Here is a 16916-nt window from a genome sequence, read left to right on the forward strand (position 1 = left end):
GGCCGCGCAAAGAAAAGGAACTCGCCCTCGGGTGCGAGAACCCGATTAACACAACTGTCGCGTTAGCGACACTTTGCTAAACCGATCTAACTTCAACTGACCGCGTAACATCAGTGAGTTATCAATAACCTTAAGAATCATCATTGTTATGACAGCACTTGAAACGTTTAAAACTCTGCAATCCAGCGACTTCGGCCGATTCCTCGGCGGCCTGGACCATCTGTTGTGCGCCGTGATGGAGCTCGGCCATATCGCCGGCATGATACTGCTGCTGTCGTCGGTACTACTGACCAGCCTGAACCTGCTGGGCCTGGGCCTGCGCAATGTACCGCTGGCGCAGATCGAACGCAGCACGGCTCGGCTGTTCTGGACGGGCCTGGCGCTCCTGGTCGTGTCCGGCCTGCTGATTTTCATTCCGGCCGCGACCAGCTATTACCCCAACGATTTCTTTTGGGCCAAATTTGTCCTGCTGGGCCTGGCCTTGCTGGTTTACTTGACGCTGTACCGCAAAGTCGCCGCCGTTGAATCTCGCGGCACATGGCTGGCAAAAACTACCGGCGGGCTGGTGCTGAGCTTGTGGATCGGCGTGGCGTTTGCCGGGCGCTTTATCGGTTTTTTCTGAATCCGGGAATGCCATCGACAAGCGTATGACGAACCTTTACTTGCCGGCATCGGACTTTACCTGCTAGAGAATCCACCCCACTTATGAATTTATCCAAGAAATCCGCTCTGAAATTACTCGCCACGGCCCCGGCTTTAGCCATGACCTCGCTGCTGGCGGCCTGCAATATCCCCGCGGCCGAGTCGAACCCGCCCTTCAAGCCGGCCGCGACGTTGCAGGAAATCATGACCTCTGTCATCGACCCCAATATCGACTTTGTCTGGAACTCGGTATCATCGGTCAGCACGGCCAACGGCACCGAGGAACGCCGCCCGCAAACCGACGGGGACTGGCTGGTCCTCAGGCAACATGCGTTGACTGTCGCCGAGGCCGGCAACCTGTTGCTGATCAAGGACCGACCCATTGCGGCCGCCAGCGCCAAAACTTCCAGCGGCGGCGCCGAATTGAACCCGGCGGACATCACAAAACTGATAGCCGCCAACCGCAACGAATACGTCAATCGGGTCCATAACTTTCAGGTCGCCGCGCAGCAACTGATCGCTGCGATAGACGCCAAAAACGTCGAGGATCTGGAAAGAGCCGGCGGCGAAGTCGAACAGGCCTGCGAACAATGTCATTCTCAATTTTGGTATCCGGGCGATAGTCGGCCCAAATAGTCGACTGCTGGGTTTAGTTCGGTAGGGTACGCATTGCGTACCATTTTCAAAATTTTTTCTATGAACCAAACCTCAAAAGGTACGCGATGCGTACCCTACGATACTGTGTTGCTGTGAAAACAGGCCATCAGCAAAATATGCCTTCAGAGCAACATCCGGCGATCGGTCATGCTCATCAACATTAGATTCCCACGCGTTTTCATTCGGCACGATAAATGCTGACTATCTTGGGCTGGAGCCTTGCTCCATAAATCCGTTTTGTTAAACCATAGATAAAAGAATATGAATAAAAAAAACAGCTTTCTTGCCGGCCTGCTCGTTCTGAGCGCCAGCGCCGTCTTCGCAGAAGAACCCCCTAAGCCCCCGTTGGGCTTCTTCGTAACCAGCACCGGCCTCGGCAAGGGTGCCGATCTGGGCGGCTTGGCCGGTGCCGATGCCCATTGCCAAAAATTGGCCAGCGAGGTCGGCGCCGGTAACCGGACCTGGCGAGCCTACCTGAGCACTCAGGCTATCGGCGACCAGCCCGCCGTCAACGCCCGCGACCGCATCGGCAAGGGCCCATGGGCCAATGCCAACGGCGCCATCGTGGCCAACGACCTGGCCCATCTGCACGGCGACACCGTGGAGCTCGGTCAGCAAGGCAATAACGTGCACCGGAAGACAACGCTGACCGAAAAAGGCACGCCCATCAACGGGGTTGGCGATACGCCCAACCAACACGACGTCATCACCGGCTCCAAGCCCGACGGCAGAGCCTACGCCGACGCCGCCGATCACACCTGCAAGAACTACACGAGCAGCGGAGAGGGCAGCGTTCAGGTGGGCCATTCCGACCGTACCAACCGCGGGGCTACCGGCGGCAATGTATCCTGGAACTCGACCCACGCCAGTAAAGGCTGCGGCCAGGAGAACCTGGTGAGCACCGGCGGCGCGGGCTATTTCTATTGCTTTGCTGCAGATTAAGTCTGTTTAAGCTTGATGTGTCAGGGAACGTTCGCGTGCCCTGAACCGGTTTCATTCCTCAGCCCGACCGGATTCAGCAGGGCTGGGGCGCATGGCGTATCATTTTCAAAATACGTACTTATGTTACGTCATTGTAGGGTCGAATTCACTGGTGCCCTTTGGGCATTCGACCCGAAACAGCGGCAGACATCGGCATGGTCAGGCAATACGAATTCTCTCAAGGGCGCAAGTTCAGTAGGGTAAGCATCGCGTACCTTTCCGGACTTGCGGTGTGCCGAAAAGCCTTGAAGTGGTACGCGATGTGTACCCTACGATACTGGATTTCCTTTCTTAATCAAGCCTACAGATTTTAAATGAAAAGAAATTACCCCTCTTAATTAATTGGATGAATAAACCTTATAAAATAAATGAAATGGAATTCAGACTTAGTATTGGTATTATCTAAATGAATAAATAAATTATGTGATACGTATCACATAAATAAATAATAATGGGATAATATATACTCTAACTCAACTGCTATAACTAAAAAATGGACAGTGGAAGAGTTAAGTTTTTATCCATTGCTTATCGAGAAATATAAATGAAAAAATCTTTATCTTTAGGCGGCTTAGTAATTACGGCCGCCTTGGCTTTTCCAACATTCGCCACAGCCGCACCAATCCTTGGCCAAGGACTGCCCACAGACAATGTTAACTTAGCCGGAGGAACTGTAATTGATTTCGAATCAACAGGTGTTGTTGATGCTCCTTCTCTGTCAATAGCCGGCGTTACATTCACAGGCAATACTAATATTGAAGTAGATAGTGATTACGCTGGAGGTTATAACACCCGCGGAACTTATCATATGACCAATCATGGTTCCGGCCCTGATAGCTTCCAATTTGATTTTGACACGCCGGTAAGCGCTTTCGGATTCTTATGGGGTGCTGCTGATTATACCTGGACATTATCCGCTTTTAACGGCAACAACTTACTTGAAACGCTCATCTTGAATCCCACATACGCCAGTAACTCAGGCGACTACTTTGGGATTGCTCATGCAGGCATTACTCATGCTACATTGACCATAAATGGCAGCAGCGACTATGTGTTTATTGACAACTTTACCGTCAATAATGCCAATGTCAGCGCTGTTCCCGTTCCTGCCGCCGTCTGGCTGTTTGGCTCTGGCTTAGTGGGACTGCTGGGTTTTAATCGCAAGCGCTCTTAGTCATTATTAGCACAGATACAATCACTGTTATCTAATGCTGTAACCGCCTTTCGGGTAATCCGTAGGCGGTTTTTTATTATCTTCCATTTCTGATAGTTCAGTAAAAGGTACGCATTGCGTACCTTTTGAGGTTTGGTTCATCGAAAAAATTTCAGAAATGGCACGCGATGTGTACCCTACAATACTTCAGTTACAAACTACTTTGCCGGCGTCGCCGTAGCCGGCCCAATGCCGACGATTTGCAGAATCGTGTCTTCGTCCTTGGCGCCGTCGTAATGGACTTCATTGCCGTAATGGGTGACGAAACTGCCGGCCGGGACCGGTTTCAGGTGCGCCGGATCGTAATCGGTGCCGGTGCCTACCCACCAGGTGCCGGAAATCACAGTGATGAATCTGTCGTTGGGATGCGAATGCGGCTTGCTGTTGTGATGCGCTTTCCACTTGTTCAGAACCACATACAGGCCCGGTTTGCTCGGGTCGCCGACCAATACTGCCGTCTCCGAGCCGCTGGGGTTGGGAACCCAATTGATCTGCTCCGGCAGTTTGATCGAAATGGCCCTGGGATCGAGATCGGCCGCGGTTGCGGTGCCGAAGCTTCCGAGCAAAGCAAGCGTCAGGGTTAATTGTGATAACTGATGGCGGGAAAAAATACCAGACATCTGATCCTCCAGAATAAGTTGTTGAACAGTTCAGTAGGGTACGCATCGCGTACCTTTTGAGGCTTGATTTAGACACTGAGAAGGTACGCGATGCGTACCCTACGATGCTTTGCGGAAACCCTGCATATCACCGATTAGGTGTCCCTATGCCGGGTTTCGTTCCTCAATCTGGCCATGGCGCCAAGCGGTACCTACTCATTACAGGTACGCTTGGCTGCAATGAAGTTTGCCGCATCACTCGCGAATGCGGATCAGGTCGTGGCAGCCCTTGCAGGAAGCGCCGACTTTGCCGAACTGCGCCTTGATCGCGCCGGCATCGCCTGTGGCGGCCACTTTCGCCAGTTCGTTGGCTTCCTTGATGAAAGTGGCGTCGAGTTCCTTGGCTTCATCCTGTTTCTGGAAGAATTCAGGCCGCAGGCGGGATTGTTTCCAGCCTATGCCCTGGTCCGTACCGGGACCGTAGAGATTGATCAGGCCGGAATTGGCGGTCGCGGCAATGGCGTTTGCGGCCGCTATAATCTGATCCTTGTTGAAGGTTTCGGGGTGGTCGACCACCTGGCTTTTGATTTTCCCCGTGTTCCAACTCAGAAACGAATAGGCGGACTGGCGGAATCTTATCTGCTCTTCAACCTGACCTGACAACGCTGCGGTTGTCACAGCAGTCAGCGCTAACGCGAGTGGCAGTTTTACTTTCATTGTATTTAGCTCCTTTAGAGTTATAAAAAATGGTCTTAACGTTTTACCAACCCAGCCTGACCGCCGCGGTTTGCAGGCTGTCGACCGGATTGAGATAGCTCGCCACGTTCCCGCTCCAGATGCTCCAGACCAGCGTGCTGGAAATCACCACGGTCATCAGGAAACGCAACGCTCCAACCGCCGGAATCGATGATGCCTGGGCTTTGTGCACTTGTTTCCTGCCCGTCAACATCGGAAGCACCAGATTGTTCTTTTTGACCAGCTGATGAAATGCGATGGCGGCCAGATGCAATGCCAGCAAACCCATCAGCACGTCCAGCGCCAGCGCATGGATACCGCTCAATTTGTCGCTCAAGGATTTATCGATCAGGCTGAACAGCGGCCCTTCGAAGGCGATGTCGTCATTGGCGAACAGGCCCGTGGCGGCGAGCACGGTCAGCACCGCCAACAGCGCCAGGACCGACAAGGCCCCGACCGGATTATGGCCGATGCCATGCCAGTTGCCTTTGAAATAGGCGGCAAGACGGCCGAAAGTCGGGAAGAAATTGACGAACCGGGCATGCGTCGTGCCGACAAAGCCCCAGATGATACGGAAGATCAGCAAGCCCAGAATCAGCCCGCCTATGCGGCCATGCCAGTCGGTCAGATCGCCGCCGAGCTTGCCGGTGACATAAGCCCCGACGACGGCTATCACGAGCAGCCAGTGAAACAGCCTGAGCGGCCAGTCCCAGATGTGTACGGTTTCTTTCATGGTTGTCTCTCCTTATCCTGAATATTTGACGGTGCAGCCGTAAGGCTTGGTGACGGGTTGGCTGACGGGCTTGCCGGCATCCAGTTCAGCCAATGCTGCGCTGACATAGTTTTCGGCTTTGGCGATGTCTTCCTTGTCCGCTGAAGGAATGCTGTCGATGCCGCCTTTGTAAACCAGCACGCCTTCGGGATTGATGATGAAGAATTGCGGCGTATTGGTGGCTTCATAAAGACGGCCGATTCTGCCGTCCGGATCGAACACGGTGTTGGCAGGCGTAGCGCCGCGCTCGGCATTGAGCTTCCTGGCCGTTTCGCCGTCGATGTAGCCTTGCTTGCCGGGCGCCGAAGAGATGACCTGCAGCCAGATGATGCCTTTGGCGGCGGCGCCTTTTTGCAGGTTCGGGATGTTGCCGCTTTCGTAATGCTTCACCACGAACGGACATTCATGGTTGGTCCATTCCAGGACTACGGTCTTGCCGCGCAGATCGGCGAGATTGACGTTGCTGCCGTCGGCGGCCGCGCCCGAGAATAAAGGCGCGGCCTGATTGACGACAGGCGCGGCATGGGCCGTCATGGAAGCCAAGACAAAAGCCAGGCCCATTAAGGCGCTCCGGTAAAATTGATTCAAAAACATGACTGACTCCTTATGGTTAAATAAAAAACGCTTTCAGGCTCTCGGCTGCTTAAAACACCAGTAGGGCCAGACAAGCCCCGCCAAAGGTGAATCCGCACAGCATCCGCACTCTTTTGTCCAACAGCCAGGGCTTCCAGGCGTTGGCGCTTCTTTCATTGCATATCGCATGCCAACCGGAAATCACGGTTTTCACCTTGAGGTTGATCGCCCTCAACAGCCTCGCCAGACGGTAAAGGCCGTACAAAAACATCCCCAGCATCAAATAAAAAACGATCACCTGAGTGGTATGGCGGCTCGTTTCGAAGACGTGGTGGATCACTTCATCCAGCGTGAATTCGAGCAACTCATAAATTTCAACCACGATTTCCATCAGCAGATGAAAGGTCTCAACCGGCATCACTACAGCCAGAATCAAAACGGCGGCGGTTATGACTATCTGTATTTGTTTGCTGCTCAGCATCTTCGCCCTGACATTAAAAAATTCATACGCACTTATCCCTCCCTGGTTATTGCGCCGCCATCCAATGCAGCGCCCTGGATGAGGCAGCAAACCGGTCCATTGATTTGCTGCTGAACTTGATCCTTCAACCGCGAAACGGAAGCCGCCTTATAACTTTGCAGGTCTGCACGCTCCACACCTGGACTTGATCGCGCTGTGCTTCGCCTGTCATCATCACTTTTTCAGCTCGTTTGCTTCCTTAATGGGAGTGCCGTTTCCTTTGCACTCCCTTGTTCCTACACTCTGTAGGGTATGCATTGCATACCTTTTTCAAAATTTGCCGGCTCATCACAACACTGAACAGGTACGCGGTGCGTACCCTACGGCTCTCACTGATCATTCGTGGAAACTGCCGTGACAGCCTGCGTTACGATCTCGGGCGTCAGTATCTGCGGCAGCACAACCGGACCCGCCGCCGTGCCGGCGGGGTAATAGACGTAGAGCGGCACGCCGCTGCGGCTGAATTCCGCGAGTTTCCGGGTAATTTCGGGATCGCGGTTGGTCCAGTCGCCTTTCAGGTAAGTAATGCCGGCTTGCCTGAAGGCGTCGGTCACCGAACGCTGGCTCAGCGCGACTTTTTCATTGACGATGCAGCTAATGCACCAGGCCGCCGTAAAGTTCAGAAACACCGGTTTGCCCTCGGCGCGCAAGGCCTTGAGGCGTTCGGCCGAGTAGGGCTGCCAGTCTTTGCCTTCGGCGGCGGTTGAAGATTCAGCTTCTGCGGCAACACCGGCTTCCACGCCGTAATAGCCGCCAATCAAAGCCAGCGCCAGCGTCAGCACGGCAATGCCCTCGCCGCTATGCTGCGCCGTTTCGCCGCCGGTTTTAGTGGATTCATAGAGCCAGGCCGCGAAAGCGATCGCCACCATGCCGCCCAGCGCGACGACAACCGCATCATTCCCGCCTTGCTGCGCCAGCACCCAGACCAGCCAGACGGCCGCCGCGTACATCGGGAAAGCCATACCCTGCTTGACGCGCTCCATCCATGCGCCGGGTTTCGGCAGACAGCGCTGCAGGAAAGGCCAAAAGCTCAACAGCAGATAGGGCAAGGCAAGGCCGAAGCCCAGGCTGAGGAAGACGGCCAGCAACACCAGCGGCGGTTGAGCCAGCGCGAAGCCGATGGCAGCCCCCATGAACGGCGCTGTGCAGGGCGTAGCGACGATTGTCGCCAGCATGCCCGTGAAAAAACTGCCCGTATAGCCGGGCCGTTCAGCCAGCGAAGCGCCGATGCCTGTGGCCGAACCGCCTACGGAAAAAACGCCGGACAGGCTGAGCCCGACCGCGAACATCAGATAGGCGACGGCCAGCACGAACACCGGCGACTGAAACTGAAATCCCCAGCCGATCTGTAAGCCGCTGGCTTGCAGTGCGATCAGCAGCGAGCCCAGCAGCGCGAAACTGAAAAGCACGCCTGAGGTGTAAGCCAGCCCGTGCAGGCGCGTTTGCAGCGGCGCCTGATGCGCATGCTTTATGAGCGACAGCGCCTTGATGGAAAGCACCGGAAACACGCACGGCATCAGGTTCAATATCACGCCGCCCAACAAGGCCAGGAACAGTGCCGACGGCAGCGCCAGATCGGGTTCCGCAGCTAACGAAGCACCGGCTTTGGCCGCAGCCAATGGCACGTCGATAATAAACCCGCGCGTCACCGGCCCATCCCGGCCATCTTCCGTTATCGCCAGCACGCCGTTGAAACGGCCGCCGACAGCCGGCGCATCATCGCCTGGCTGCAGTTTCAGCTCAATGGTATCGCCGCTGCTCAGCCAAGGCTGGTCCGCGTTGTGCGCAATCCGGCCCCACTCGAGCGGATAAAACCAGATGTCTTTGATGTTGTCGGGCTGCAATCCCGTGCCGGTGATCCGCAGCGTCAAGCCGCTATTATCGCTTGAGGCGCTGACCGGCCAGGGGCTGGCTGACGGCAGGCTGGCCTGGGCCTTGCCGATCAGCGCACTGCCGCGGCCGCGATCCTGGCCGGGCGCTACGACGGGCAGGTCCAGCGCCAGTTCGACCCGTTGAGGAATGCAGATCTCTTCGCAAACTAGCCATTTGACCTTGGCCTTGACCGGGAACACGCCGCTGGCGTCATCCGGCACCTTGATGCTGGACAGCAGCGTGACTTCGTTCTCGTAGCCGTAATTGGCCACAGGGCCCAGCGTGATGCGGCTCGGCGTCGGCCATTGGATGGCGCCGGCCGTGGCGCCTGCGGGCAGATCGTAGTCAATCGTGGTGGCCAGCCCGGAATCGCCGGGATTGACCCAGTAGGTATGCCAGTGCGGAATGATCGTCTGATGCACGCCCACCTGAATCGTATCGCCCGGACGCACGGCATCGACAGAAGCGATCAGCTGCGCCCTGACCTGCTCGGTAGCGGCTTCAGACGGGCCTGCGTCGGCATCCGAGCAAGTCAGCGCCAGTAAAGCGATCGGTATGAGACGAAAGATCAGCATGGAAACCTCACGATAGTCAGTCGAACATGAAGGAACTAGGCGCGCAGATGGTCATTGAAAAAACGGATGGTGCGCTCCCAAGCCAGTTTTGCCGCCGCCACGTCGAAGCGCGGCGTGGTGTCGTTGTTGAAGCCGTGCTGCACGCCGGGGTAAATGTGCGCCTCATAGTTGACGCTGGCGGCTTTCAGGGCCGCCTCATAGGCTGGCCAGCCGGCATTGATGCGCTCGTCGGCGCCGGCAAAGTGCAGCAGCAGCGGCGCCTTGATGTTTGCCGCCTCTTCCGCCGCCGGCTGGCCGCCATAGAAAGGCACGGCCGCCGCCAGATCGGGAACGCGGGTCGCCAGGAAATTGGCGATGCCGCCGCCGTAGCAGAAACCGACCACACCCACTTTGCCGTTGCCTTCCGGCAGTTTCTTCAGCACATCGACGGCCGCTATAAAGTCGGCCCGCGTCTTGTTCTGATCCAGTGCCTTGAAAAGATCGCGCGCCTTGTCTTCATCGCCCGGGTAACCGCCCAAAGAAAACAGGGCATCCGGCGCGAAAGCGATAAAATTATCCAGAGCGACGCGCCGCGCGATGTCTTCGATATGGGGATTCAGGCCGCGGTTTTCGTGCACCACCAGCACCACCGGCAGTTTGCCTTTGATCTTGGCCGGCTTTACCAGATAGCCGCGTATCGCCTGGTAGCCATTCGGCGACGGAAAATGCTCGTAGCTTGCTTCAATGCGGGCATCGTCGGCGGCAACCTGCTGCGCCTCAGCGAATTTCGGGTTCAACGCCTCAAGCAGGCCTTCCGCAGTCAGGCCCAGGACCGCGTATTTGGCTGCCGAGGCCAGAAATCCCCGCCGGGACAGATCGCCGTGGACGTAGTGATCGAAAAGCTTCAACACTTCCGGATTGAAGTCGTTTGCTGTTTTGCGCGTCATGGAAGACTCCTTGATTGATGTCCTGATAAAAAGGTCGGTTTCAGAGCCCTTGATAGAGGCTGCACGGATTTACATGGATTACAGCAAGCATGAGGAAGGGGTGCCGTTATCCACGCTTGGGTTGTGTCTCCATTGATCACAATCTCCACCGCAAACCCTGAAACCGAATTCATAAACTCCTTACTTCGCCCTGCCGCCGTAGCCTGCTGCCAGCAGAGGAATTCTGTAGGCGGCGCCGCGTCCTACCACATAAAGCGTTTTCTTGTCCTTGCCGGCGAAAGCCAGATTCTGAGGCTTTTTAGGCACCGGGATGACGCCCAGCGCTTCGCCCTTGCTGCTGAATACTTCGATGCCGGCGTTGGAGGCGACATACAGCCTGCCCTCGGCATCGACTGCCAGCCCGTCCGCGCCGCTGGACCAGCCGTTTTCGGTATTTTTCCAGCCTTCCAGCTTGGCGAAGTTGCGCTTGTTCTGGATTGAGCCGTCGGCGGCGATGTCATAGGCGAGAACATGCTCGCCCTGGGTATTAGCCACATACAGCACTTTTTCGTCAGGGCTGAGCTGAACGCCGTTCGGACGCTCGATATCGTTGGCCAGGCGCGTCAGAGAGCCGGCCGGCGTGATGTAGAACAGCCCCGGTTTTGAAACCGGCGGATTAGGGTTTTCCTTGGTCGGGCGCGTGCCGCTGTCGGTAAAGTAAATGCCGCCGTTTTTGGCCAGAACCAGATCGTTAGGGCGCTGAAAAGCCTGCCCTTCAAAATTCTCGGCGATGGTTTTCTCCTGCCCCTGAGGATGAATCACGCCTACGCGGGTGTTGACGACCTGCACGGCGACGAGTTCTCCATTGGCATTTACGGCCAGACCGTTGGCGCCGTTTGTGTTTTCCAGGAACGTTGAAACGGTATTGTCGGGCGCGATGCGCACGATGCGGTTGGCATTGGTTTCGGTGAACAACAGGCTGCCGTCCGCCAGGCCGATAGGCCCTTCCGTGCCGTTGAAGCCGTCCTTGATCAGATCGATGACGACGCCGCCGGCCGCCACGCCGGGAATGGGCGGCGTGACTGAATCGTCTGCCTGAACCGAGGCGCTGAAGGCAATTGCGCTAATAAGGGGGACTAGCTTGTTAAGTATTTTTTTGGGTAACATCTTTTATCTCCGAATGCGTATAAAATTATTTAAAAGCTACTGCTGACCCTTACACCAAACCACTGCGGCCAATTTGGCTGCCAGGTATTCCAGGTTCTGGCAATAGGTTCTTGATTGTTAAAAATATTCTTTCCGACCACCGAGACATCAAGCAGTCTGTCGACGCGACCAATGCCAATCGAAAAATCCGTCGTGGTATTGGCTTTAATGACACCGTATGTTGATAACGAGTTATCCGAGTTGAATGCGCTGGTATACGTAGTGGTAAAACTGGTATGGAATTCAGCTTTATCAAAACCTACCCTGGCAAGGGGGTAACGAACTTCCGGGCTGATACTGAAGGTAAATTGAGCAGATCCGGGAAGATTTTTGCCCGTTGCGTCGTATAACACCGGCGCGCCGGGATATCGCAGTTCAACCGGCGTTACGGCGTTGGTGAAATCGGTATAAACCGCATCATTCCAGGCGCCGGAAAAATTAATCGCGGTATAGGGGAGTCCGGTGTAAGAACCATCGATTTCCACACCCATTATGCGGACGCCTTCTGCATTGCCGCTGCCAGAGATGAATACGGGATCGGCATTAGGATTGGTTTGACGATCTATGTTGGTAGTGAATTCGTCAAATACCAAAGCCGGCTGCTGATAATCCTCTATATCCATCCAAAAGAAATCGGCATGCAAGGCTAATGTGTCGTTGAATAGATCCGATTTGAAACCTATCTCGAAGGCATTGGTGGTCTCTTCTTTAATTTTCTGAATTGCGCCATTCGGGACATCCAGGAACCCCGGCTTTTGGCTGAATCGCCAGGACACATAACCCGTCAGATCTTTGTTGAATTTATAACTCGGACTTACGAGGAATGTAGGCTGAACATCTTCAATGACGCCATCTTGGAAGTCCCAAAGATTCCCTATACGGCCATCACGAATGGATTTTGCCGCACCGATCTGGCTTTTCTGCGCAGCAGTCAGGTCCGCGTAATTTTGCTGATTAAAATATTTAAGTGCCGCCGCGTTAGCTGCTGCGACCTGCTTGGGGTCGGCCAGCGCACTCGCAGGCATAACGCCTGACTTGTCCGTTTCAAAACCGCCTAACTGGATACCATTGACGGCAGCCTTGTTCAAGACTGAACCGCTTCCGTTATCGGTCAAGACTTGCTTGACGGATAGTTTGCGTTTTTCATAATTGACCCGGGCGCCGGTCGTGATGTTAAAAGCATCGTTTACATGCCATTCCGCTTGCCCGAAAAGTCCCGCGGAATCATTTTCTATAATACGATTACGCCATCTGATCAGGCCGTCAGCAGAATCCGACATCAATTGTCTGCCGTTATTATCGGCATCGAGCACATTGTATTGGCTATTACTGGCGTACCAGGCGCCTGCGTCCTTGCCATAAGAAGCCCAGTTGTTGTACTGCATATCGCGCTTCAGGTAGAGCGCGCCAGCCTGATAATCGACCAGATCTTTATAATGTGAGCCGATGCGAAATTCCTGGGTAAAATGCAATAATTCAGGTACATGCCCGCCGGTAAATCCGCCTCTGTTGACATCGAAAGGCGTACCTTCATCATTGGCGGCCCGGAATTCAAAATCTCTAAGCGAGGTAATCGAGGACAGTTTGAAATCGCCTGCATTCCAATTAAGGTCAATCAATCCACCTTTGCTAGCCGTTTGAATGGGTTCGCTGCTGTCCTGATCAAAGGCGTCAGTGCGAAAGTAATTGGCAAGGGTATAATTTGGCTTGGCATCCCTGAACCAGCGCCTGCTTGATCGTGTCTCAAATGACGAATTCAAAGACGTATTCGGTGTGCCGTTGGCAAATTGACGCGGCAGTGGCGTGAAAAAATCATTGCCATTGAATGACTCATCCTGTTTAACATTCGCGTCAAAGCTGATACGGGCGTTGAAATCTTCGGTTGGCGTAAACAACAACTGGAGCCGGCCCGCTGCACGATCTCTGTTGTACCAAGTCTGGCGCGGATTCGATATATTTTCGTACGCTCCATCGGCTTTGTTGACGTGAATAGCGCCTCGCCAGGCCAGTAAATTGTCAATCACGGCACCGCCGCCGGCCGCATCGGCAATGTACGTATCATAATCGCCATAGGTCAGGGAAAAATTGGCGTCTGACGTGAAAGCCGGGTGTCTGGGCGTAATCGCAATTCTGCCCATGTTAAAATTTTTGCCGAAATCGGTACCGGTAGGTCCCCGGTCCACCTGCACATAAGCTAAGTCGTATTGATCAAAACTTGTCAGCGGATTGTATACATACGGCACGCCATCGAAGACGGTTCCAATACTGGGGTCCATGGCATCGACCAAGCCCTGTTTTCCCAAGCCCCGCAGCGATAAACTGCTGGTGCGGGCATTACCCGGATCGAATTTGACGTTGCCTGAGCGTTTTAGAATACCTTCCATGTCGAATGCCAACTCCCGCGCCAATTCCTGTCCTGTCCGCACCGAGGTGGAAGTCGGGACGTCTTTTAGTTTTTTAAGCCGCGGCTGCGCGCGTACCACGACTTCGCCAAGGTCTTTGGTCTTGTTTTCTTCAACGGCCGCTTCTTCTGCAAGGGTTTCTTCAGCAGCCTGAGGTTTGGCCGAGGTATCTTCAACGACTGGCGCATCCTCAACCTTAAGCGTTTTTTTAAGAGATTGGTTCTCTTTCCTCGCCGCTTCCAGCTCCTGTCTCAGCCGGGCATTCTCGGCTGCAAGGTCCTGATCGTCAGCGAAAGCATAATCAGGCGTGAATAATGAAGCGCTGGCAATAATGATTGCCGCACAGCTCAGCAGTATAGGTTTATTGTTGATGCCTGTGGTTTTTCTTGTTGGGTCTGATGAAGCTTGATTATCTTCAGTCGAAATGGCCTCATCAAGATTATCGTACGCTATCAGCCACATCAGCTCTTCGTTCAACAACGCCAGCTCGTCACTGCCCTCCGTCTGTTGCCGATTACTGTCAAAATTCATTGTCACTACTCATTAATAATTATTCTCAAAACTTTTGGAATAGCCCGTCGGTTGACGAGCATCCCGTGTGTTCGGGACAAAGCATCCCTGAACCGGCCCTGGGCAGGCCGGTTAAATCACTTCCCACGCAATGATTTATTGGTTATTTGGCGATAGTCAGAACCGACAGCTTGGCAATGCCGGCACGTTCTATCGATGACATCACCTTGGCTACGATGCCGTATTGCACGGCATCGTCCGCGTTCAGGTTGAGCGCTATTTCAGGGTCGGCGGCCTTGCGGGTTTTCAGCTCGTTTTCGAAGGATTCCAGCGGAATCTCGGTCTTGTCGATGAACACTTTCCCCTGCGCATTCACGCTGACATAGACGGCCTCCTTTTCTTCGGGCGGCGCCGTTTCGGCCGTTTCGGGCAAATTGACATGGATGGCGTTGGTCAGCAAAGGTGCGGTCACGATGAACACCACCAGCAATACCAGCATCACGTCGACCAAGGGCGTGACGTTGATTTCACCCATGACATCATCGCCGCCGTCTTCTCTCGTATTAAAGGCCATCAGGCGTGCGCCCCCTTCGCTGGCAGTTCTTCGTCATTGAGGATGTGCTTTCTGTTGCCGGCCGCATCAGCAAGGCGGGACGCCGCAGGCCGGGCTGCAGGGCGTTTGATGATGAACGAAGTTTTCAGGGCGAGATGCACGAAATCGATGGCGAAATCGTCAAGAAACGCCCAGATCACTTTGTTTCTGCGGATAAAGAAGTTGTAGGCGATGACCGCGGGCACGGCGACGGCGATACCGACGGCCGTCGCGATCAGCGCCTCGCCGATGGGTCCGGCCACCACATCCAGGCTGGCCGAACCGCTTTTGCTGATGCTGGTCAGCGCGCCCATGATGCCCCAGACCGTGCCGAACAGACCGACGAACGGGGAGATGCTGCCGACGGTCGCCAGGATCGCGAGCCCGCTTTCCAGCGCGCCGCGTTCTTTCTGCATCTGCTGGCGCAGGCGGCGGTCAAGCAGCTCCTGACGATCGCCCGTATGTTCCAGATCGTGCGTCGTCGTGCCGCCATCGGCTTCTATCAGCGTTGCGAAACCGGCCTGGGCGACTCTCCCTGCCGGCCCGGCATAAGTGCCCAGCGCGGCGGCGGCCTGAAAATCCTGCGCGCCCCAGAACTGTTTGCTGAAGACGCGGTTGTGATGGGAAATCCGCAGGTGCTGTATGCCTTTGATCAGGATCAAGGCCCAGGTCGCCACCGAAAATCCGATTAATACCCAGAGCGTGCCGTCTACGATGACGGCCGAGGTGATGTCCGAACCGGCCGGTGCAATGCCGCTTGCAGCGGAAGCAACCTGTTCCGTAGCCGCGGACGCGGCTTGGGCAGCGCCCGCGGGCGCGTCGGTAATGCCTGGCGCGATGCCTGACGCCGCAGGATTGGCAATACCAGCGCCCGGCGGTGTTTGCGAAACTGGAGATGTGGTTTGTGTCATTGATAAATCCTCAACTTAAATTAAACGTGATAGGAACGGTTACCCAGCCTGCAATCGGCGTATCGCCGCGCTTTGCAGGAACGAAAGACCATTTCTTGACCGTGCTGACGGCGGCATCGTCCAGCACCTTCTTGCCGCTGGACTTTATGACGGAAATCTCGTCCGGCTTGCCATCAGGCTGGACGTGCACCTTCATCAGCACGCGTCCCTCCCAGCCTCTCTCCATGGCAATCTCGGGGTATTCCGGGGCCGGGTTATTCAGATAATCGGCGCCCGCATGCGGCTGCGTTACTTTCTCCTCGACGGGCGGTGCAGGCGGGGCCGCTACGGGAGCCGGACTAACCGGCGCATTGGATTCGGCAGCCGAGGTCGGCTGAGGCGTTGGCGGCGGCTCAACGATATCCTCGACCGGTTTTGGCTTGACCTTCGGTTTTTGCGGCTTGAGCGGAACGGCTTTTTTCTGCACCGGTTTCGGCTTGGCCTTGGGTGGAGGAGGCGGTGGCGGCTGGATGACTGGCTTCGGCTGCGGTTTAACCAGGGTGATTTGCACTTTGGGCGGAACCTTGGGCTGAACAATTTCTTCCGGCTCAAAATCCGCCCGTTCGAAATGGTCAACCAGCGCGGCATGAATAAAAATCGACAATATGCCTAACGCCAGATAATCGATAAGCTTCCGATCACCTTTATCGGATTCAAATCTGAAGTCGTCCAAGACCGCGGCTGTCCCTGCAGAGGGCAAGAATGACGCATCGAATTCATTGGCAGCGGTTTTAAAGGAGAAAATGCGCGCCAAATTATTGGGAGATGTAATTCCTGGTTCAACTTGCTGAAAGTTCTTTACAGGGCGGTTCATACTGTTCACTCAGTTCCTTGAACGACACCGATCGGTGTCAATTCATTAGTAATAATTGCAAACGAGGCCACAACCTTAAGCAGACTGGTCTCAATCGACTTCAAGACAGCCTAATCACAATCCGTGCCATGTCTGGCACAACCTGAGCTCGATCACTAACAATACCAATGAATTCAATGACTTTAAAAACAGGAAACCTTCGTGGCCGATTTGCTGACCGCAGTCGCGGCCATGCACCTGGCTGCACTCTCAGCAACAAGCTGTTTATGGCCTGCTGTCTCAGCAACAGCGCTAAAGTGTCGCTAGCGCGACGGTTGTGTTAATCGGGTTCATCGCACCCGAGGGCGAGTTACTTTCTTTTGCGCGGCCAAAAGAAAGTAACCAAAGAAAAGGCCGCC

The 16916-nt window shown here is 54.9% G+C and carries 16 protein-coding genes; 4 read left to right on the forward strand and 12 right to left on the reverse strand.

The features are described from left to right. Positions 1–148: 148 nt before the first annotated feature. The 4 genes from IT781_RS19655 to IT781_RS22505 all read left to right on the forward strand — a co-directional run bounded on the left by IT781_RS19655 (position 149) and on the right by IT781_RS22505 (position 3454). On the forward strand, positions 149–622 hold the full coding sequence (locus tag IT781_RS19655; protein WP_194971878.1) for a DUF6644 family protein: 474 nt from the start codon (positions 149–151) through the stop codon (positions 620–622). An 83-nt stretch (positions 623–705) separates the two neighbouring features. Next, complete coding sequence (locus IT781_RS19660; RefSeq protein ID WP_194971879.1) at positions 706–1278, forward strand: cytochrome c; 573 nt, start codon at positions 706–708, stop codon at positions 1276–1278. 282 nt (positions 1279–1560) lie between these two features. Continuing rightward, positions 1561–2241, forward strand: a complete 681-nt coding sequence (locus IT781_RS19665) for a lectin (RefSeq protein WP_194971880.1) — start codon at positions 1561–1563, stop codon at positions 2239–2241. Positions 2242–2824: 583 nt separating this feature from the next. Next, positions 2825–3454 (forward strand): VPLPA-CTERM sorting domain-containing protein, encoded by a 630-nt coding sequence (locus tag IT781_RS22505; protein ID WP_228779292.1) that lies wholly within the window; start codon positions 2825–2827, stop codon positions 3452–3454. A 197-nt stretch (positions 3455–3651) separates the two neighbouring features. On the opposite strand, the gene IT781_RS19675 is transcribed toward IT781_RS22505, so the two are convergent. The 12 genes from IT781_RS19675 to IT781_RS19730 all read right to left on the reverse strand — a co-directional run bounded on the left by IT781_RS19675 (position 3652) and on the right by IT781_RS19730 (position 16518). Further along, a complete protein-coding gene (locus IT781_RS19675; RefSeq protein ID WP_194971881.1) occupies positions 3652–4113 on the reverse strand; it encodes a cupin domain-containing protein in 462 nt (153 codons plus the stop codon). Between the two features lie 234 nt (positions 4114–4347). Further along, positions 4348–4809, reverse strand: coding sequence for a cytochrome c (locus IT781_RS19680; RefSeq protein WP_194971882.1), 462 nt, complete (start codon positions 4807–4809; stop codon positions 4348–4350). A gap of 43 nt (positions 4810–4852) precedes the next feature. Then, positions 4853–5560 (reverse strand): cytochrome b/b6 domain-containing protein, encoded by a 708-nt coding sequence (locus IT781_RS19685; RefSeq protein WP_194971883.1) that lies wholly within the window; start codon positions 5558–5560, stop codon positions 4853–4855. Positions 5561–5572: 12 nt separating this feature from the next. Beyond that, positions 5573–6193: a redoxin domain-containing protein gene (locus IT781_RS19690; protein WP_194971884.1), complete on the reverse strand. Its 621-nt coding sequence runs from the start codon at positions 6191–6193 to the stop codon at positions 5573–5575. 49 nt (positions 6194–6242) lie between these two features. Beyond that, positions 6243–6653, reverse strand: a complete 411-nt coding sequence (locus IT781_RS19695) for a hypothetical protein (protein WP_194971885.1) — start codon at positions 6651–6653, stop codon at positions 6243–6245. Between the two features lie 368 nt (positions 6654–7021). Beyond that, on the reverse strand, positions 7022–9139 hold the full coding sequence (locus IT781_RS19700) for a protein-disulfide reductase DsbD (protein WP_194971886.1): 2118 nt from the start codon (positions 9137–9139) through the stop codon (positions 7022–7024). Positions 9140–9174: 35 nt separating this feature from the next. Further along, entirely contained in the window at positions 9175–10065 is an 891-nt protein-coding gene (locus tag IT781_RS19705; protein ID WP_194971887.1) for a dienelactone hydrolase family protein, read from the reverse strand. Positions 10066–10245: 180 nt separating this feature from the next. Beyond that, on the reverse strand, positions 10246–11211 hold the full coding sequence (locus IT781_RS19710) for an SMP-30/gluconolactonase/LRE family protein (protein ID WP_194971888.1): 966 nt from the start codon (positions 11209–11211) through the stop codon (positions 10246–10248). A 29-nt stretch (positions 11212–11240) separates the two neighbouring features. Next, positions 11241–14183: a TonB-dependent receptor gene (locus IT781_RS19715; protein WP_194971889.1), complete on the reverse strand. Its 2943-nt coding sequence runs from the start codon at positions 14181–14183 to the stop codon at positions 11241–11243. A 142-nt stretch (positions 14184–14325) separates the two neighbouring features. Then, entirely contained in the window at positions 14326–14736 is a 411-nt protein-coding gene (locus tag IT781_RS19720) for a biopolymer transporter ExbD (RefSeq protein WP_194971890.1), read from the reverse strand. After that, the gene (locus IT781_RS19725) at positions 14736–15665 is read right to left on the reverse strand and encodes a MotA/TolQ/ExbB proton channel family protein (RefSeq protein ID WP_194971891.1); all 930 of its coding nucleotides are present in this window, start codon (positions 15663–15665) and stop codon (positions 14736–14738) included. Before IT781_RS19725 ends, IT781_RS19720 begins: the two co-directional genes overlap by 1 nt. Before the next feature lie 10 nt (positions 15666–15675). Next, entirely contained in the window at positions 15676–16518 is an 843-nt protein-coding gene (locus tag IT781_RS19730; protein WP_194971892.1) for an energy transducer TonB, read from the reverse strand. Positions 16519–16916: the final 398 nt, after the last annotated feature.

The organism is Methylobacter sp. BlB1 (assembly GCF_015476545.1).
In the GTDB taxonomy this organism is placed as follows: Bacteria; Pseudomonadota; Gammaproteobacteria; order Methylococcales; family Methylomonadaceae; genus Methylobacter.

Excerpts from the sequence above, each read along its gene's own strand:
- IT781_RS19655 (WP_194971878.1), top strand. The coding sequence starts at position 149 with ATGACAGCACTTGAAACGTTTAAAACTCTGCAATCCAGCGACTTCGGC.
- IT781_RS19660 (WP_194971879.1), top strand. The coding sequence starts at position 706 with ATGAATTTATCCAAGAAATCCGCTCTGAAATTACTCGCCACGGCCCCG.
- IT781_RS19665 (WP_194971880.1), top strand. The coding sequence starts at position 1,561 with ATGAATAAAAAAAACAGCTTTCTTGCCGGCCTGCTCGTTCTGAGCGCC.
- IT781_RS22505 (WP_228779292.1), top strand. The coding sequence starts at position 2,825 with ATGAAAAAATCTTTATCTTTAGGCGGCTTAGTAATTACGGCCGCCTTG.
- IT781_RS19675 (WP_194971881.1), bottom strand. The coding sequence starts at position 4,113 with ATGTCTGGTATTTTTTCCCGCCATCAGTTATCACAATTAACCCTGACG.
- IT781_RS19680 (WP_194971882.1), bottom strand. The coding sequence starts at position 4,809 with ATGAAAGTAAAACTGCCACTCGCGTTAGCGCTGACTGCTGTGACAACC.
- IT781_RS19685 (WP_194971883.1), bottom strand. The coding sequence starts at position 5,560 with ATGAAAGAAACCGTACACATCTGGGACTGGCCGCTCAGGCTGTTTCAC.
- IT781_RS19690 (WP_194971884.1), bottom strand. The coding sequence starts at position 6,193 with ATGTTTTTGAATCAATTTTACCGGAGCGCCTTAATGGGCCTGGCTTTT.
- IT781_RS19695 (WP_194971885.1), bottom strand. The coding sequence starts at position 6,653 with ATGCTGAGCAGCAAACAAATACAGATAGTCATAACCGCCGCCGTTTTG.
- IT781_RS19700 (WP_194971886.1), bottom strand. The coding sequence starts at position 9,139 with ATGCTGATCTTTCGTCTCATACCGATCGCTTTACTGGCGCTGACTTGC.
- IT781_RS19705 (WP_194971887.1), bottom strand. The coding sequence starts at position 10,065 with ATGACGCGCAAAACAGCAAACGACTTCAATCCGGAAGTGTTGAAGCTT.
- IT781_RS19710 (WP_194971888.1), bottom strand. The coding sequence starts at position 11,211 with ATGTTACCCAAAAAAATACTTAACAAGCTAGTCCCCCTTATTAGCGCA.
- IT781_RS19715 (WP_194971889.1), bottom strand. The coding sequence starts at position 14,183 with ATGAATTTTGACAGTAATCGGCAACAGACGGAGGGCAGTGACGAGCTG.
- IT781_RS19720 (WP_194971890.1), bottom strand. The coding sequence starts at position 14,736 with ATGGCCTTTAATACGAGAGAAGACGGCGGCGATGATGTCATGGGTGAA.
- IT781_RS19725 (WP_194971891.1), bottom strand. The coding sequence starts at position 15,665 with ATGACACAAACCACATCTCCAGTTTCGCAAACACCGCCGGGCGCTGGT.
- IT781_RS19730 (WP_194971892.1), bottom strand. The coding sequence starts at position 16,518 with ATGAACCGCCCTGTAAAGAACTTTCAGCAAGTTGAACCAGGAATTACA.